Raw genomic sequence first — 18,645 nt, forward strand, 5'->3', positions numbered from 1 at the left:
GCTTATATAGAAGTTTTGTCCATAAAAAAACCGGTAAACTTCCAGCTTACCGGTTTTTATGTAGTGGCGTTTAAATAAGCTGACTTTAGGCGGGGTCTACTCGAGTAAACCGGTTTAAAATAGCTACAGTAGCCAATAATACTGCCACACTCGCAAACATGATGGTTAAGCCGGTCATCTCACCAATTACACCGATCAATGCCGGGCCAGACAGAGATCCTGTATAAGCCATAGTCGATACACAAGATAGGGCTGCCGCTTTAGGCATAAAGTTCTGACGTCCAACACGTGAAAACATGACAGGTACGATATTTGAACAACCTAGACCAACCAGTGCATAACCTAACAGTACAATAAACCAATGTGGAGCCAGTACCACTACTGCTAAACCTGTAGCAGCACAGATAGCACTATAAGTTACGATATTTTTTTCACCCAGTTTTTTCAACAGGTAACGCCCCGAGAAACGGCCCAATGTCATGGCAATCGCAAAGAAAGTATAAGCCAGCCCTGCAAAGGCGGGATTAACACCATATTTGCTGGTCAGGTAAATGCCACTCCAGTCCATGGCCGCACCTTCCGATAAAAATGCGATAAAGCACATCAGTCCAATCAGCAAGATAATAGGCGCAGGCAGTTTTTTATGACTTTTTTTATGCTCTGCCGTGTCTGCTTCAATCTGTTCATCGCGTTCAATTTCACTTAATGAAGCTGGAACCGCAATAATGCTAATGACGAATAGCATAATACTTACTGCCAGCGCACTAATCAGTGGCGATACGCCAGCCGCTAAAAGCGCCGTTACAGTCATTACACCAGCCAAGCCACCTAAGCTGCACATACCATGAAAACTCGACATCATGGCACGCAGACTGTTCTTCTCTACAATAACTGCCTGTAAATTGAGGGCGACACCAAAACTTCCTGCAGCTGTACCGAACAGGAACAGAGAAACCGCCATCATTACTGATGTATTCCAGACAGCAAGCCCCGGCAATACTAACAGTATCAACAGCGCCGCAAAGCCAATAATTGCACGGCAACCGATTCGTTGTACCAGAGCCCCAGTCGCAGGCATAGCAATCATTGACCCTACACCCATACAGAGCAATAACAAACCAAAATCAGCATGATTTAAATTTAGACGCTGCTGTGCAAATGGAATCAAGGGCGCCCAGGCCGCCGTTCCAAAGCCCAAGCTAAAAAAGTTCAAACGTGTAGATAGACGTTGTGCACTCAGTTGAGCTGCGCTATCTAAAACTGCTGTTCTGGAGAAAAGTATCACAGTGTGCCACCACCATTAAAAAAGACCTCGGTATTCCATTCCAGAGAATTCCAATAGAAAAACCCCCACCGGTCTGTAGATATATCTACTTATTGGCAAGGGCTTTTGATGGCGAAATTATACACACTTACAAGAACAATACATCCATTTCAAAATATTTTTTCAGTCTTTTTTGTAACTATAAAAGCCTTGCTACGTAAGGCTTTGAAAACATTTTCAATGCACTAAAAAACAGCATGAATATGGATAAACCATGTAATTTAATTTACATTAAATTACTTGACCATAGGTTTCCATTAGCTCAATAAACTGCTTTTCATTTAGTGTCTGAATATTAAGCTTTTGTGCCTTTTCCAGTTTTGACCCAGCCTTTTCCCCGGCAACCACACATTTAGTTTTGGTAGATACACTGCCACTTACACGTGCGCCTAAAGCCTGTAACATCTGGGTAGCCTGTTCGCGTGTAAGGTGCTTAAGTGTGCCTGTTAAAACCCAGCTTTCACCATTCAATGGCTGACGCGTTGAGGCAATTGGTGCATCCCAATGGATGCCTGCGGCCAGCAATCGATCAATTACTTCCAGATTATGTTCTGCACGGAAAAAGTCATAAATCCATTCGGCTGTTATATCGCCTACATCAGGCACTTTTTTCAAGCTATCTACATCTGCCTGTTGCAAGGCTTCTAGGGTTTGAAAGCTGTTGGCCAGCATCCGTGCCGTTGTTTCACCGACACCTCGTATCCCCAAGGCATAAATAAAACGGGCCAGTGTAGTTTTTTTACTTTGTTCAATTGCATTGATCAGGTTCTGAACTGATTTTTCACCCATTTTTTCAATGCCAAGCAACGTATTCCGATGCTGGTGCAGATGATAAATGTCTGAGACATCTTTCAACAGTTCAAGATGCAGCAGTGACTCTACCCAGCGGTCCCCCAGACCTTCAATATCCATAGCCTTGCGGGACACAAAATGGCGAATTGATTCAATTCGCTGTGCTGCACAATATAACTCTCCCGAACAGCGGGCCAAAGCCTCACCTTCCGGCATCACTACAGGTGAGGCACACACAGGACAGGTTTCCGGTAGGTTTATGACTTCGGCAGTGTCCGGACGAAACTCAGGCCAGACTTTTTCCACTTTAGGAATCACGTCTCCGGTTCGGTAAACGCTCACTGTATCGCCAATTCTTACATCCAGACGGTGAATCTCGCCAATATTATGCAGTGTTACATTGGATACTGTTACACCTCCGACAAATACCGGATTTAACCGGGCAACAGGCGTCAGGATACCTGTTCGTCCTACCTGCCAGTCTATATTCTCTACTGTAGTGAGGGCTGCAATTGCAGGGAACTTATAGGCAGTTGCCCAGCGTGGTTCCCGGCTTAGAAAGCCCAACTGTTTTTGCTGTTTAAGGCTATCTACCTTAACCACCATGCCATCAATTTCTACACCCAGGTCAGCGCGCTCTTCCATAATTTTTTCATAGCGGCGCTGTACTTCTTCAATCGAATCACATAAAAATTGCCGTTCGGCAATTTCAAAACCCAGATCACGTAACCAGTACAGACTTTCGGTCATGGAGTTTAAGTGATGTTCTGGTTCACACTGGGCAACTCCATAAGCATAAAAGGCCAATGGACGTGCAGCGGCAATACCCGGATCTAACTGGCGAAGGCTTCCAGCAGCAGCATTGCGCGGATTGGCAAATATTTTTTCACCTTTGGCTTCATTTTCAGCATTTAATTTTAAAAAACCGGTTTTAGGAATTAGAACTTCCCCTCGCACTTCCAGCAATTTAGGTATAGCAGCCTGATCAGAATAAAGGTACTTTGGCAAATTACGGATAGTTTTAACATTCTGGGTAATATCTTCTCCAGTTTCTCCATCGCCCCGCGTTACCCCACGTACCAGCTCACCATTTTCGTACCAGAGTGAAATAGCCAGTCCATCGAGTTTTAACTCGACCTCATACTTGACCTGTTGCCCCGGAAGACGCTCCTCTACCCGGCGGGCAAACGCGAACAGGTCTTCCTTATTAAACACGTTTCCGAGCGACAGCATCGGCACTGCATGTCTGACTGACATAAACTTGCTCAGAGCTTGTCCACCTACACGACGAGTCGGCGTATCATTTTGAACAAGATCCGGATACTGCTCTTCGAGTGCTTTTAACTGATGAAACAGGGAATCATATTCATTATCGGAAATACTGGGCTGATCCATTACATAATAAGCGTGATTATGCTGTGCGATCAGCTGTATAAGTTGACGCATCTGCGTCACAATGCCTGCTGTAGATTCCATAAGATTCACCATATAAAAGGGCGGATACTCCCGCCCTGATGCTGCTTTCAATCTGTTTTTTAATTAAATATCCGATCAGACACTGACATGATCCGGCCGGTAATCAATCACCTGATGACGCCAGTGCTCTTTAAGCTGTGGCGTAAACTCAAGATTCTGTTCATCATATACTTTACCATCAATTTCCCGCGCAATCAGGCCGGCAATACTGGTCATCATATCAAAACCGGTAATAGCATTCGGATTCGGCAATGCCAGAAAGAAAGCCAAACCCTGTACTTGCTCGGTAGACAGACTTTCAAGGTCAAAACCTGCCGGACCTTCATCAGTAATACGCAGTACAGAGAACATCAGTGGACTTTGTTCTTCTGTTTTTTCATAGCGGTGGAAGCAGGACATTTCACCATAACGCAAACCATATTTTAACAGTACCTTCAGGGCTTTATCACCTGATAAAGCACGGCGCGGATTCGGATAAACATTCAGTGCAATAATCTGCTGCGCAGTTGCTAGAGCACTTTCATCATCACAGCGCTGCTGTTCATGTAAATGTACATCAAGGATATTGCTTTCACCATCAAACTCGGCAATTTCGGCAGTTTCAATAGTGGGATTCAAGCTAAATTCCGGCTCTTTTGGCTCAGACCCATCAGCCACTTCAGTTGATTCTGAAGTTGTCTTTTCTACTTTCTTTACTTGCGCCTGAGTTTCACTCAAAGCAATAGCTTCTGCAGGTGCTTCTGGCTGAGCCCGAGTTTCAGCCTTATCTGTAGAGACAGACTGAGAAGCAGATACTTCAGGTTCTGAAGCTTGTTTAGAATGTTGTCCGGCTGTTGGTACAGACTGTTGAGTGGCCGAGCTCTGATCAAGCTGTGGTTCTTTGCGCACTGTTGGTGTAACCGCACTCTCGCTGGCCTGTAGCTGGTCACGGACATGACGGGGAATCACCGGCTTGTTGCTTTGCGGGTCTATATAAAGTTCAGATTCGAGTGAGGGTGCCGTATTTGGCTTTTTCAGCATCATACGCAGCCCGACCAGAATAATAATAACAGCAACAATAATCCCTATCATGGTAGTGACTTCCATACTTATGCCTCCGCGACTAAACCGTATTCTTTTGCTTGTTCTAAATTGACTGTGACTAATTTTGATGTTCCTGGCTCAGGCATGGTTACACCGAGTAAGTCTGTTGCCATGGTCATTGCAATTTTATTATGTGTAATGTAAATGAATTGTACCTGTTCAGAAAGTTCTTTTACCAAATTACAAAACCGCTGAACATTGGCATCATCTAAAGGCGCATCAACTTCATCCAGTACACAAAACGGAGCCGGATTTAGCCTGAAAATTGCAAATACCAAGGCCAGTGCAGTCAGTGCTTTCTCTCCACCTGACAATAAAGCCAGAGAACTGTTACGTTTCCCAGGTGGCCGTGCCATTAATTTAATACCAGATTGCCAGTCATCTTCCAAGCTCAGACTGGCCTCACCGCCATTGAAGACTTTAGGAAATAGTACCTGTAGCTCGGCATTTACCTGATCAAAAGTACTCATAAACAGCTTACGGGTTTCCTGATCGATACTCTTCATGGCATTTTTTAGCTGCTCTACAGTATTTTCCAAGTCCCGCATCTGATGAATCAGCTCTTCAAAACGCTGGCTTACCTCATCATATTCCTGTGAAGCAGCCAGGTTTACTGCACCAATTTTTTCAAATTTTTGCTGTATTTTTTCAAGCTGTTGCTGATGACCAGACAAATCAATCTTTAGCCCTAAAACCGGCTCGCTATTTAATTCTTTAAGCTGTTCAGCATAATGCAAAAAGTCTGATTTGGCCGCCTGCCAGGCTAGACGCTTTTCTTCCAGCTCGGTACGCAAAGACTCATCCTGCTGCTGAAAACGATGACGCTGTTCCGTCAGTTGCTGTTGTTTTTCCTGAACCTGATTCAGTTCAACTTGCCATTTATGCCAGCTTTTTTCTAAATTTTCAGTAAGTTGCTGCTGCTGTGAAAATTGCGACTCCAGATTAGGTAACTCCAGCTGAATAGGGTCAACAAATTTTTTAGACTGCTCTATTTGCGTTATAATCTGCTGATACTGGACTTTTAAAAATGAAGCATCTTTTTCCAGCAATTCAATCTGTTGCCTGGTTTGTATTGCCTGCCGGCGTATTAAATCCAGCTCCTGTTGGGCATGTTGCAGATTTTGCTGGGTACTTTCCAGCTGCTCAGTCAATTCTTCAAACTGGAACTGCTGGGCTTTATAGTCTGGCAGTATCTGCTCGAGCTTTAAACCCAAGGCATGCAGATCAATTTCTAGATCATCCTTTTGCATGGCATCTTCTTGCAGCTGAAGATCAAACTGTTGCAGCTGGATATGTAATTGCTGCTGCTGTAATTTCAGTGCCTGTGCGGTACTTTGTATTTTAGCAATGCTGATATCAAGCTGCTGTAATACTGTTTGCTGCTGCTTAAGCAGATCAAGCTGTAATTGCTGTTGATGCTGCTCGGTCTGGACTTGCTGCTTGACCGTTAACAGCTGAGCTTCTTGCTGTTCCAGCTGCTCACCAGACTGTATTAATAATGCTTCGATTTCTTCCAGACGGATACGGTGGCTTAACATACCCTGTCCGGCTTGGCTGTCATCATCATAATAAAGTGCAATGGTCCAATCTGCACCTACATGATAACCATCGAGTGTCAGGATGGACTGACCAGTATGCAGTTTATCCTGTAAAGATAGCGCTTCAGATAAAGTTGTAGCGACCGCAACCTGTGTCCATAAAGAATAATGTGGTGTTTCAATCCAGTTGGCTAAACAAGGTAAGTGGTCCAGTTGAATGAGTTCATCTGAGTGGCCTTTAAGTTGTCTTGAAATGTTCTCGCTGAAGCTTTGCCCGGTCTCTAGCACATGTGCAGTCAGCCATTTAGACAGAAACTTTTCAATGAGGCTTGCATATGGTTTAGCCTGCTTGTTCAGTTTAAGTATTTGTACTAACTGTACCTGGTCTTTCTGGATTACCGGACCATGTTGAGTCATCAACTGTTTCAGGTTTTTCTGTTCAGAATATAGTACATGAATTGATGATTTCAGCTCTCCCAGTTCACTGCTCTTTTGTGTATAGCCTGATTCAAGCCCGATAATTTTCTGCTTTCTTGCATTAATCTGCAGTTCTAAAACTTCAATCTGCTGTTGCAACTGCTGTTTTTCAGTATATCGCTGTTCAAGCTCATCTGATTCATACTGCTGTTGAAGCTGGGCAATCTGGGTATGTAAAGTTTCACGTTGCTGTTCAATCCGAGCAATATTTTTTAAGAGCTGCTCGGTCTGCGCCAACATCTGCATTTTCTGCTGTTGCTGTTTTTCGACCTGTTGTTTGAGCTGCTCAAACTGTTGCCCTACCTGTTGCTGCTGGGCTTTTAAAAGTTGTATATCCTGAGTCCGACCTTGGTGCTGCTGTTCCTGTTGCTGTATCTGCTCATCCAGCTGTTCCTGTTGCTGATACAGATTTTCCAGCTGAAGCTCAATCAACTTCAGCCTTTCTTTAGTCTGAACTTTCTGCTGCTCAAGCTGGTTAAGCATCGTGTTGTTTTGCTGAAATAGTGACTGCTTCTGTTCCAGCGTCATTTTGAGTTCAGCCATTTTCTTTTCAGCTTGCTGCCACTCACTCTGTAAAGGGGCAGATTGCTGCAATAACCGCTGAAATAGCTCGCTGGTCGAGGTCAGATTATACTCTAGAGTATGTAGCTCAGAACGCACCAGTTTAAAAGACTCTCCCAGTTCATTCATCTGCAAGGTATATTCCTGCTGCAAATGCTGGCTTCGTTCACATTGCACAGAGAGAATTTCGATTTTAAGGGTACGAATCCGATTTTCCAGTTCCTTGTACTGAACTGCAGTTTCGGCCTGTTTTTTTAAACTTTTTAGCTGACTTTTAAGCTCTAGCGCAATATCTTCCAGACGGGACAGGTTTTGAGTGGTATGTTCAAGATGTAGCAGCGTTTCTCGGCGACGGGCCTGATAACGTGAAATACCGGCGGCCTCCTCAATGAAAACCCGCATTTCATCAGGTTTGGCATCTACCAGCCGGTTAATCATGCCCTGTTCAATAATGGCATAGGAACGTGGGCCCAAACCGGTTCCCAAAAAGATATCGGTTATATCGCGGCGGCGGCAGCGCGTACCATTAAGAAAATATTCAGACTTACCTTCACGGTTAACCTGTCGACGTACAGCCAGTTCGTTATATGCATTGTAGGCGCCGCCCAGTTTTCCATAGGTGTTGTCAAAGCGGAGCTCGACACTGGCCATACCCACAGGTTTTCGTTTTGCTGTACCGGTAAAAATAACATCCTGCATGCTGCCACCTCGCAGCTGACGAGCACTAGACTCGCCCATTACCCAGCGGATGGCATCAATCACATTAGATTTGCCACAGCCATTTGGGCCTACCACTGCACTGCGGCTATCTCTGAAATTCAAGGTGGTTGAATCGGCAAACGATTTGAAGCCGGAAAGTTTTAAACTGCTTAAACGCATAGTGTCCTGATTAGCGACGCGAGCGACGGGCCCAAGCTAATTCGATCTGTTTCATTCGTGTCAGCGATTCCAACACAAGGTTGCGCAAGTGTCGACAAAAATCTTCCATAAATAAAGTGGCTTGTTGTGAATTTCGGTTCAAAATAGCATCAATCACTAATTTAAACAGTTCAAATGACTCCTGCAGCTCACGACGTGAAGTATTTAAGGTCAGAAAATAGCTGCGTCTCAAAGAAGGTAACAGCTCATTCAGAAATTTCATTAAATAGAGATTGGCAACTATTCCTTGCTGCTCCATCAGATATTCGAAAATCTGATCATAAAATTTTTCCGTATGGCCATGTTTTACCTGCTCCTGCAAATAAACCAGAAGTTGCTGTAGAATCTGGGCATCTGTACCACGCCAGCCCTGACTGATTTGCTGGACCACCTGCCCGAGCAGCAAGCAACTGGTATCAAATAGCGCTCGAACCTGTTGAGGCGACATTTCAGCTACAATTGCCCCCCGACGCGGATAAATCTCAATTAGATGAGTACGCTCTAATAAAAGCAGTGCTTCACGGACTGACCCACGGCTGACATCCAGCTCCTTGGCAATTCTCAATTCCTGTATCCGTTCACCCTCAACCAGTTCTCCGCTGATAATCTGTTCAGCAATGCTTTTAGCAATTTGTTCAGAGAGACTGTCTGTTGCTTTAACTGTCATGACTCACCTACTTTTATTTATATAAACTGCACTGAATGCAGTTTTTTATTGGTAAATGAATTGTTGACAGCTTTAAACTTTAAAACTATGTCATTGTCGGACAATTTTCAGGTATTTTAGGTCAATTCTCACATCATGAAAGAGAAAGCTTTAGAAATAAATACTGACTGCCTGATAAATAAAATATACACCTACGACACTCAACATTCCGGCAAAGCACTTTTTGAGCATAACGGGAGAAAGCATATGGGCGACTCTGGCACCCAGCTTGGCAGTAATGAAACTCATTGTACTGATACCAATAAATGCATAGATATGAACATAGCCAATCGCATTTGGCACTTCTACATTTGCCTGGTGTCCAAACCAGATAAAGCCCAAGGCACCTGCAATGGCAATTGGTAAGCCACAGGCCGCAGAGGTAGCTACAGCCTTTTGCATGATCACACCATGCCGGTTTAAATAAGGCACTGTCAGACTGCCTCCACCAATGCCAAAAATGGCAGAAGCTATACCAATACCTCCTCCGGCCAGCATTTGTACCGGTGCAGAAGGTAATGTGCGGTCCGGATTTACCTGAACATGTGCACCCCTGAACATCTTGTATGCAACCCATATGGCAAACAGCCCAATAGCCAGCTGCAGATGCTGTCCAGACAGCAGATCTGCCACACCCGCTCCCAGAAAAGAACCAAGAACCAAGCCAGGAGCCAAGTTTTTAAACACTGCCCATAATACGGCACCGCGTTTATGATGTGCCATTACCGAACTGATTGAAGTAACAATGATGGTGGCTAAAGAAGTACCAACCGCCATATGCATCAGCACATTCGGATCATAATTTAACTGGGTAAAAACGATATAAAGAATAGGTACAATAATCAGGCCGCCGCCTACTCCAAACAGACCGGCAGCAAAACCTGCAATTGCACCAATCAGCAAATATATGATTAACTCCATCATTAATTTCTCATTTCTCTTTATTTCAATATGGATTTAGATTCCCGCCGGCTCCAGCAACTACTGGCGCAAACACACCATTGCCCTGAGGCAGTAGTACTTAAAGCAGAGACCACCTCAACCAATGATGATGTCCGTGAAATTGCACAGAAAGGAATAAAGTCTGCACTGGTCTGTAGTGCCAGACAAACTCAAGGGCGTGGCCAGCATCAGAGGCCTTGGGTATCGCCTGAAGGAAACATTTATTTAAGCACATTGTTGCAGACAGGAACAGCAATAGACGGCCGGCTGGCTCTTGAAATAGCCCTGAATATCTTGCAATGCCCTTCTTTACAACCCCTTAAACTTCAGGTCAAGTGGCCAAACGACCTTTACAGCCATCAGGGGAAATGGGGCGGCATTCTGGTGGAACCAATTACTGCACAGCAAGCTATTATTGGCGTAGGGATCAACATTTACCAGATACATGATGTACTCGACCAGTCGGTAACTTCGTTGACACAACTGGGTTTGGCTCAAATAGATTTAATGCAACTTATCGCTGAACTTTATCATGCCATCCAGCAGGCAGGAGAATGGTTTAGTCATGGTAGCCATCAGCTGGCAAACCGCTTTAATCATCATGCCGCTTTTTTAAACGATATGGTTTACTTCGAGCATCATCAAGGTATTGCTGAAGGAAAATTCATCGGAATTCAAAATGATGGCGCAGTTACGTTACAAATCGCTGATGAAAGCCATACTTTTTATCAGGGCCGCTTACGCCGTCAGCAGTAAAAAATCAGGGTTGTGCTATGAGAGAGTTATGGTTAGATATTGGCAATACACGCCTGAAATACTGGATTACTGAAGATCAACAGGTGATTGAACATGCAGCCGAGTTGCATTTACAGTCACCGTCTGACTTGCTGTTAGGTCTGATTCAGCACTTTAAAAGTTTAGATTTATCCCGGGTTGGCGTATCTTCGGTTCAGGATAAAAAAAATAATGATCGTATTTATAAAATTTTAAGGTTCCTGAATATTCCTGTAACTTTTGCCAAAGTTCATGCTGAATATGCTGGCCTTGAATGTGCCTATGATGTCACGCAGCTCGGTATTGACCGCTGGCTGCAGGTTCTTGCCGTAGCCCGGCCAAAACAGGACTTATGTATCATCAGCTGTGGAACAGCACTGACTATTGATCTGACACACGGTCATCAGCATTTAGGTGGATATATTTTGCCGAACCTCTATCTGCAACGTGATGCATTGATTCAGCACACTAAAGGAATTCGTATTCCTGAAGCAGCTTTTGATGACTTGAGCCCTGGCCGTAATACACTCGATGCAGTACACCATGGAATATTATTAGGCCTCCTCAGTACTATCAAGCATGTCTTGCTACAGTCCCCCCGTCAGTTAATTCTGACTGGAGGCGATGCACCACTGTTTGCCCGCTTCCTTGAGCAGTATCAACCTGAAGTTGAAACTGATTTACTGCTCAAGGGGCTACAACGTTATATTCATTATTATTCAGTCAGCACATAAGGTTCAATCGCCTGCCACACCTCCGGCAGCTCGGTACAGCCTTCAGAGTCAATAAAGTGCCCTTGATGCTTAGCCTGGATAACTTCAGCATCCAGGCTTTTAGCCTGTTCCAAGCTAAATTTTGGTGGTACACGGTCATCACCCTCTGAATAGATCACAACCCGATGCTCTATCTGCTGCTTTAATAGTTCCAGGTCAATTTTGCAGGCATCAATAAAAGGGTCAACCTCTTCAAGACGCCCTAAACGACCGTTAAAGCCTGCCACCAGTACCAATTGTTTGATCTTCTGGTTCTTTAATTGATGTGATAAGTAATGCAAGGTGGCAATACAGCCCAGACTGTGACCAATAAAGATACTGTTTTCATTAATCTCTTTAATTTGCTCAGCCATTTGCTGATCCCAGTCTTGCAGTTTAGGAGTTGTTGAAGGGTCCAGACGTAGTACCTGCAAACTGACATTTTGCTGTTTGGCATATTGTTGAATCCAGGGGAACCAGTTCTGTTCAGGGCCAGCGGTATAACCATGAACTACAATAACCTGTGTCATTTTTCTTCTCACTTTTGACGATGAATGCCTTGAGTGTGCCGTAAACTATGACTGATTCGGGTAAGCAAATGTTGGGTTTTCTTAACCTTAAAATATCTAAATTCTTAAGCTTGAAAATAAAAAAGAGCGCTTAGTGCGCTCTGTTTTTAAATACGATTAAGGCTTTTTCTGCGGGTCGTTTCCGCCAAAAAGCGGGCCTGCGCCACCACCGCCACCAAACTGTTTTTGCAGATTGCCAAGTGAACGCATCATCTTGCTCATACCTGCGGGATTGGAGAACTTTTTCATCATTTTTGCCATCTGAGCATGCTGTTTAATCAGTTTATTGACTTCGGCGACGTCCATACCACAACCAGCAGCAATACGTTTTTTACGGCTCGGATTAATCAGGTCAGGATTACGGCGCTCTTTTACAGTCATAGACTGAATGATAGCTTCCATTTTCTTGACCTGCTTTTCAGGATTAGCCTGCTCTAGCGCCTGCTGAATTCCTGAGTTGCTCATACCTGGCAACTTGTCCAGAAAACCCATCATGCCGCCCATTTTGCTCATCTGTTCGAATTGCATCAGCATATCTTCAAAGTTAAAACTGCCACCTTTTTGCAGTTTCTTCGCCATTTTTTCGGCTTTTTCTTTGTCGATCTTACGTTCAACTTCTTCGACCAGTGACAGAACATCACCCATACCCAGAATACGCTGTGCAACACGTTCCGGATGGAAAGGTTCCAGGGCATCAAGTTTCTCACCCATCCCCAGAAATTTGATTGGCTTGCCGGTAATAGCACGCACTGACAATGCCGCACCACCGCGTGCATCACCATCAGTTTTGGTCAGGATCACGCCAGTCAAAGGCAAGGCATCATTGAACGCCTTGGCAGTATTTGCAGCATCCTGACCAGTCATGGCATCTACCACGAACAGGGTTTCAGTTGGCTGAATGGCAGCATGGAGTGCTTTAATTTCACCCATCATGTCATCATCAATATGCAGACGGCCTGCAGTATCGACAATCAGCACATCAGCAAACTTGATCTTGGCCTGTTCTATGGCACGATTCGCAATAACAATCGGATCTTCATCAGCACTTGACTCAATGAATTCCGCACCGACTTCATTCGCAACGGTCTGAAGCTGTTTAATGGCTGCCGGGCGGTAAATATCGGCAGAAACCATTGCTACTTTTTTCTTTTGACGTTCTTTTAAAAAGCGAGCCAATTTTGCAGCAGTTGTCGTTTTACCAGCGCCCTGCAAACCTGCAAGTAGTACTATAACCGGAGGCTTTGCAGCTAAGTCAAGACTTTCATTAGCCTCTCCCATCATTTTGGTCAGTTCGTCATAGACGATCTTGACAAAAGCCTGCCCAGGAGAAAGTTGGCTCATAACTTCCTGACCCAATGCCTGTTCCTTAACTTTCGCAATAAATTCACGAGTTACAGGTAACGCAACATCGGCTTCAAGAAGCGCCATACGTACTTCGCGTAACGTATCTTTAATATTGTCTTCGGTCAGTTGCCCTGAGCCAGTAACATTTCTTAAACTCTGCGTGAGTCGTTCTGTTAAGGTATCAAACATTGCAAAATCCGCTTAAAATGGCCAGTTGCAAAAAATCTTTCCTAAAAATAGAAAATTTATGCATAGAATGCTATAGGATACTGTAGTTCGCGTAGAATTTATATCTTATAACTTCAATATTCATAGTCCGAGAAAAGGTTTGACATGCTCAGTCTCCCCTTGGTTTTTACGATCTTAGCATTAATCGCTTATACCACATCATTCTGGTATTTGTTTGTTAATTTAATGTCTAAACATCAACCAAACCATGGGCTCATCGGCATTATGCTGGGCTTAGGACTTTTTCTGCATGCAGCAGTATTGTATAGCGATATGCTTACACCAGCGGGCATTAATTATGATGTTTTCAACCTGATGTCTTTCACCTCAGGACTGATGCTGCTGTTGAGCCTGCTGTTTAGTACTTACCGACCGGTATTGGCCTTAAACCTGTTAGGTATACCTGTAGCGGCGACCGGTCTGGTCATGGGATTCGCTTTTAGCCGTCCGACCCAGATTATTGAGCAGCGGGATTTAGGTTTAGACCTGCACATTATCTTATCATTATCTGCATACGCGGTTCTGCTGATGGCAACTATTCATGCGGTGCTGCTCTGGTTCCAGAACCGTGAACTTAAAAACAAACAGAAACGCCGGATTTGGGTGAATTTATTGCCTTCTGTTCAGGCAATGGAATCCCTGCTATTTGACCTGATTATTACCGGCTTTATTTTACTTACGATTGCCTTGGGTCTGGGTTTCTTTACTGTTGATAACTTCTTCGCCCAGCATCTGGCTCATAAAACGGCTTTTAGTATCATTTCCTGGTTTATTTATGGTGCCCTTTTACTTGGGCATTACAAATTCGGCTGGCGTGGTCAAAAGGCGATTCGCTTTACATTAGTCGGTTTTCTTTTGCTGGCTATTGGCTTCATTGGCAGTAAATTTATTTTAGAAATGATATTAGGCCGTTAAATAAAATTGAGTATTTTTTGAATCTCAGTTTTACGTCAGCTTCTTATTTTAATACTGGATGTACACGACCAATACGCAAGGCTAATGGCCATTTAACCAGTTTGGTCTGTTGAGGATTGCCCCACATTGCCACTAATTCGGCTTGAAGTGACTTTAAGGGATCAATACCCAAGCTCTGTCTGGCTTGTTTTAATGCAGACCATGTACTGATATACCCGAGAAGCTGTTCCAGATTCCACATCATGTGCATGTTCAGAGCAGGTGTTTCAACTGGTTGAAATGGAAAAGCCAAGTTCTGGTATTCATCTTCTACATGGCGCCGTTCAGGAGGCCAATAAGGCATGATGGTGTCGTAGTAAAAATGTTGAATAGGTGCATTTACCTCTCCGTCTACATGTAACACACCATAACTTATCAGAGCGATTATGGCATCTGGACGTGCAACCCGTCTCACCTCTTCATAAAAACTTTCCAGTTTAAACCAGTGCGCGGCTTGCGCGACCGTGATCAGATCTACACTTTCTCCGGGTAGTCCACTATTATCTGCCAAGGCAGTTTTATAGTTTATCCGTTGATGTGGCTGAGCCTTGGCAATCTGCTCTGTACTGGCATCTGTCGCAACCACCTCATCAAAATACTCGGCAAGCAAAACCGAAAGTTGGCCTGTACCGCAGCCACAATCCAGTGCACGCGCACAAGATGGAGCAAGCTCGGCCAGCATTTTGGCTAATATATGGGGGTAGTTCGGTCGGTACAATGCATACAGTCTTGAGTCTTTTGAAAAATGGTCCTTAAACTGTCGGTTTTCCATGGGAACCCATCCTGCCTGAGTTTGAATAAAACCTTGTACAATGCAAAGCCTATCCTGTTGCTATCTATTACAATAGTTAAAATACAAAGTAGTTTGGTAGATTAATTGATCCTCATAACTTAGTTTAATTCTATTAAAGCTTATTTTATCTCGATTCTGGACATCCCACTTAAAAATGCGTATAACGCTGTTTTTTCATTGTCCAGGTAAGACACTGTGAAACTTGTTCTTGCGCCTATGGAAGGCTTAACTGATCCGATTATGCGGGATGTACTCACACATGTGGGGAGCTTTGACTGGTGTGTGACCGAGTTTATTCGTGTTACGGACTCTGTTCTGCCCGACCATATCTATTACAGTTATTGTCCTGAATTAAAAACTGAAGGTAAAACAGCCGCAGGTACTCCGGTTCATGTCCAGTTTTTAGGCAATAATCCTGAAATGCTGGCGGCAAATGCGGTACGCGCTGCTATACTGGGTGCTCCCGCAATCGATATGAATTTTGGCTGCCCGGCAAAAACTGTAAACCGCCATCGTGGTGGTTCTGTACTCCTGGATGAACCAGAAGTTGTATATGAGCTGGTAAAAGCTGTACGTGATGCAGTCCCGGCCCATATTCCAGTTTCGGCTAAAATGCGCTTAGGCTATATGGACCGTAACTTTATGCTGGACAATGCGCATGCTATTGAAAATGCAGGCGCATCTTGGGTGACAGTTCATGCCCGTACCAAAGCTGATGGTTATACTCCGCCTGCGTTCTGGGACCAGCTGCAACCCATTCGTGAGGCCCTGAAGATTAATGTAATTGCCAATGGCGAAATCTGGAACAACACTGATGCACGTCAATGCCAGCTAGAATCTGGCTGTGAAGATTTGATGATTGGACGTGGTGCAGTTACCACCCCCGATTTAACCCAATGCATCCGCAATAACTCAGATGAACCTCTGCTTTGCTGGCAAGACCTGTTAGATTTACAGATACGCTTTATCAATGGCCCATCCAAAACTGAAATCGGTATGGTTGGCCGTTATAAACAGTGGTTAGGCATGATGTCAAAACATTATCCAGAAGCAAAAATGCTGTGGAATGAAATCAAACGTCTGAAAAAAATTGACGAAATTAATGAAAAGATCACAATACAGCTGGCCAGTCCGTAAAATTAAAATATGACAGACTGGCCATACCACTTACTTAACTTGTGAAACAAAAGTAGGTAACTGCCAGGCTCCACCTGAAAAACCTTTGCATTGACCAGTGGTTGCATTGTAACTTTCTACAAAACCGTTACTGGTCCAGACCCACTCCTGCCGGCTCCAGCAGTCCCCCAAGCCACGGCCTTTATGATGGGCAAAAATTTCACCCTCACTAAAACTTGAACCCTGTGTAGTTGCCAGATGCTTGACCTGTTTAAGTTGAGGGTCCATCACCCAGTAACCTGAACCGGCATTATAGGCACCACGCCAGCACGGACTTTCAACTACAACATTCTGCTTGTCTAATGGATAGACCGTTATCTGGTCATGATCAAGATAATTTGCTTCAAATAAAATTGGACAGCCTTCCCGGTCTGCTGTTTTTTTAAATTTAGTGATTAGTGCCTTAGCTTGCGGGCTATTTAAGGCGAAATGTCGTGCTGTGCCCGGCCGGTAGGTTTTAGTAAGTACTGGCATAGACTGGGCCTTGATTACTTTATCTTGGCTGACATTTCCAGAACGAATCAGAGCAGATGCAGTATCTACCCGGTTTTGGAAGGCATCCATTTTAAGTAATACTGCGGTTGCACCCTGATCAGACAGTTGCCACTGGTCCTTACCCAAACTGAAGACAATCTGGCTACTGCCCTTTAAAGCGGTTAAAAGATGCTGGGTCTGCTGTTTAGAGAGCGTACCACGCGCATTGTCTCTTTTTAGTATAATACTGCCCAGAGGCCGACCATTAATATATAAGCTAAGATAAGGAGTACCTTTAATCTGTTCCAGAAATTTTTCGTCTTCATGACTAATCTGGACCTGAGCCAGCACTGCGGTATCTGGCCCAGCCTTACGTGTCAACAAAACTGATACCGGATGGGAGATGTTTTCTTCTGTCTGATAACCGGCAGCACGACAGGTACCTGTATTTTCACAGGCGAGTGACCAGTCTTTATATTCAAAGGCCAAACTGGCAGAGGCACCAGCCAGACATAATGTGGGCCACATTAAAATAGCGCCGAGACCAAATACTGTTTTCATACTGGCTTCCTGTACTTATTTTATTGTCCCTGATATTGAATTGCATCTGCCCAGATGCCTAGTTTGAAATTGTAAATAAAAAGAAATAATTATAGTTGTTTTAAAGTTTTTTATTTACTGAGGCAGTTCAATGGCCGTAATTTTCCAGCTCCACCCACTACGACTCAAGATAAAGCTGGTATACCTATTAGCTGTAGGTACCTGAACTCTAAACCTGTTCATGCTCAAATACCCAGCCTTGTAATTTAAAGCTGTTTGTGAAGAATATGCTGAAGCAACAGATGACCCAGATAAGAATGAGGCAGCAGCTTTTTTAGGTTCAGGCAGATGATAAACAACTGAAGAGCCTTCATACCGGGTGAGCCGGATTGCTTCTGAGAACTCCTTCCCTTGTAGTAACAGTGCGACACCATATGGATTAACCAAAGTTTCTACCAGGTAGTTAGTCAAGTCTGTTGTAAGCTGCGCACCAAATTGCTCAAACGGATTGGAGCGTTGCTCAAAATTCAGTTTTTGCTCTAAATATTGGCTTAGCTGACTTTTTAAGCTTTGCCGCACAGCGGGATAATCGATATAGGCTGAAAGCTTGCCAGGCTGATTCTCCTCAACTGCCTGCTTAACCTGATAAAGTACCCAATAAGGTGATGCAAACCACCAACCGGCAATCAATAATACCAATAATCCACTGAATATTTTCAGAATTTTCATATAACCTTTATACCATTTCATCTAAACTAGTGATGTTTATTTATTGCATCATTGGTTTCAGTTTTAGTCTTCTTTCAGCTATTCAGTTTTTTATCTTAAAATCTCTGTGCCTTAGTTAATTCTTACTTTTTATTAAGCATACATTATAGTAGCAAAGGCATCACGCACATGCTGATTAATATAGGCTGTGAGTCCTTTACCACTGACTGCAAGCTGCTTCATCTTTTCGACATGATGTTCACCCGCACTAATATAGGTATAGACATATTGTTTGGCTGATCCTTTAAACTGCACCATGATATAGTCCGAGCCAATATAATAAAATTCAATATGGGATTTACCGCTAACATCTTTATATGGTTCCAAGATCAGGCCCACCTGTCTCTTAACATAGTCGCCCTATTCTATCCTGCAAGGCGAGCAACTGATTTTTTAATTTACGTTGTATTAGTTTAATCTTTCAGCCCTACCGCTTTGTATAATTTTGATCAACGG

The 18,645-nt window shown here is 43.9% G+C and carries 16 protein-coding genes; 4 read left to right on the forward strand and 12 right to left on the reverse strand.

Annotated elements, in window-relative coordinates; all coding sequences use genetic code 11:
- Positions 1 to 85: 85 nt before the first annotated feature.
- From ABZP31_RS11745 to ABZP31_RS11770, 6 genes are all read right to left on the reverse strand, one after another.
- Positions 86 to 1,285 (reverse strand): MFS transporter, encoded by a 1,200-nt coding sequence (locus ABZP31_RS11745; RefSeq protein WP_075040994.1) that lies wholly within the window; start codon positions 1,283 to 1,285, stop codon positions 86 to 88.
- A gap of 270 nt (positions 1,286 to 1,555) precedes the next feature.
- A complete protein-coding gene (gene ligA, locus ABZP31_RS11750) occupies positions 1,556 to 3,592 on the reverse strand; it encodes an NAD-dependent DNA ligase LigA (protein ID WP_367156809.1) in 2,037 nt (678 codons plus the stop codon).
- A gap of 75 nt (positions 3,593 to 3,667) precedes the next feature.
- Complete coding sequence (locus ABZP31_RS11755) at positions 3,668 to 4,678, reverse strand: cell division protein ZipA C-terminal FtsZ-binding domain-containing protein (protein WP_026444056.1); 1,011 nt, start codon at positions 4,676 to 4,678, stop codon at positions 3,668 to 3,670.
- A 2-nt stretch (positions 4,679 to 4,680) separates the two neighbouring features.
- Positions 4,681 to 8,130: a chromosome segregation protein SMC gene (gene smc / locus ABZP31_RS11760; protein WP_026444055.1), complete on the reverse strand. Its 3,450-nt coding sequence runs from the start codon at positions 8,128 to 8,130 to the stop codon at positions 4,681 to 4,683.
- A 10-nt stretch (positions 8,131 to 8,140) separates the two neighbouring features.
- Positions 8,141 to 8,836 carry a GntR family transcriptional regulator gene (locus ABZP31_RS11765; protein ID WP_026444054.1) on the reverse strand — a complete coding sequence of 232 codons (696 nt, stop codon included), beginning with the start codon at positions 8,834 to 8,836 and terminating at the stop codon, positions 8,141 to 8,143.
- Positions 8,837 to 8,986: 150 nt separating this feature from the next.
- Entirely contained in the window at positions 8,987 to 9,796 is an 810-nt protein-coding gene (locus ABZP31_RS11770; protein ID WP_026055462.1) for a sulfite exporter TauE/SafE family protein, read from the reverse strand.
- A gap of 30 nt (positions 9,797 to 9,826) precedes the next feature.
- Between ABZP31_RS11770 and ABZP31_RS11775 the strand changes: the two genes are divergently transcribed.
- Positions 9,827 to 10,573, forward strand: a complete 747-nt coding sequence (locus ABZP31_RS11775; RefSeq protein WP_005027555.1) for a biotin--[acetyl-CoA-carboxylase] ligase — start codon at positions 9,827 to 9,829, stop codon at positions 10,571 to 10,573.
- A 17-nt stretch (positions 10,574 to 10,590) separates the two neighbouring features.
- Positions 10,591 to 11,325 carry a type III pantothenate kinase gene (locus tag ABZP31_RS11780; RefSeq protein WP_005018826.1) on the forward strand — a complete coding sequence of 245 codons (735 nt, stop codon included), beginning with the start codon at positions 10,591 to 10,593 and terminating at the stop codon, positions 11,323 to 11,325.
- On the opposite strand, the gene ABZP31_RS11785 is transcribed toward ABZP31_RS11780, so the two are convergent.
- Positions 11,307 to 11,873 carry an alpha/beta hydrolase gene (locus ABZP31_RS11785; protein ID WP_005018825.1) on the reverse strand — a complete coding sequence of 189 codons (567 nt, stop codon included), beginning with the start codon at positions 11,871 to 11,873 and terminating at the stop codon, positions 11,307 to 11,309. The genes ABZP31_RS11780 and ABZP31_RS11785 overlap by 19 nt on opposite strands.
- Positions 11,874 to 12,029: 156 nt before the next feature.
- The gene (gene ffh / locus ABZP31_RS11790) at positions 12,030 to 13,445 is read right to left on the reverse strand and encodes a signal recognition particle protein (protein WP_005018824.1); all 1,416 of its coding nucleotides are present in this window, start codon (positions 13,443 to 13,445) and stop codon (positions 12,030 to 12,032) included.
- A gap of 144 nt (positions 13,446 to 13,589) precedes the next feature.
- Here ffh and ABZP31_RS11795 point away from each other — a divergent pair, with 144 nt between their 5' ends.
- A complete protein-coding gene (locus ABZP31_RS11795) occupies positions 13,590 to 14,399 on the forward strand; it encodes an inner membrane protein YpjD (RefSeq protein WP_005027562.1) in 810 nt (269 codons plus the stop codon).
- A 43-nt stretch (positions 14,400 to 14,442) separates the two neighbouring features.
- On the opposite strand, the gene ABZP31_RS11800 is transcribed toward ABZP31_RS11795, so the two are convergent.
- Complete coding sequence (locus ABZP31_RS11800; RefSeq protein WP_367156810.1) at positions 14,443 to 15,210, reverse strand: class I SAM-dependent methyltransferase; 768 nt, start codon at positions 15,208 to 15,210, stop codon at positions 14,443 to 14,445.
- 216 nt (positions 15,211 to 15,426) lie between these two features.
- Between ABZP31_RS11800 and ABZP31_RS11805 the strand changes: the two genes are divergently transcribed.
- Positions 15,427 to 16,368, forward strand: a complete 942-nt coding sequence (locus tag ABZP31_RS11805) for a tRNA-dihydrouridine synthase (RefSeq protein WP_248134128.1) — start codon at positions 15,427 to 15,429, stop codon at positions 16,366 to 16,368.
- Between the two features lie 30 nt (positions 16,369 to 16,398).
- Here ABZP31_RS11805 and ABZP31_RS11810 read toward each other — a convergent pair whose 3' ends face one another.
- The 3 genes from ABZP31_RS11810 to ABZP31_RS11820 form a co-directional block, all read right to left on the reverse strand.
- A complete protein-coding gene (locus ABZP31_RS11810) occupies positions 16,399 to 17,442 on the reverse strand; it encodes a DUF1176 domain-containing protein (protein WP_248134129.1) in 1,044 nt (347 codons plus the stop codon).
- 114 nt (positions 17,443 to 17,556) lie between these two features.
- Complete coding sequence (locus ABZP31_RS11815) at positions 17,557 to 18,150, reverse strand: DUF2939 domain-containing protein (RefSeq protein ID WP_248134130.1); 594 nt, start codon at positions 18,148 to 18,150, stop codon at positions 17,557 to 17,559.
- A 132-nt stretch (positions 18,151 to 18,282) separates the two neighbouring features.
- Positions 18,283 to 18,528, reverse strand: coding sequence for a hypothetical protein (locus ABZP31_RS11820; protein WP_005404914.1), 246 nt, complete (start codon positions 18,526 to 18,528; stop codon positions 18,283 to 18,285).
- Positions 18,529 to 18,645: the final 117 nt, after the last annotated feature.

The sequence above is a fragment of the Acinetobacter sp. FL genome (assembly GCF_040744925.1).
GTDB lineage: Bacteria > Pseudomonadota > Gammaproteobacteria > Pseudomonadales > Moraxellaceae > Acinetobacter > Acinetobacter radioresistens.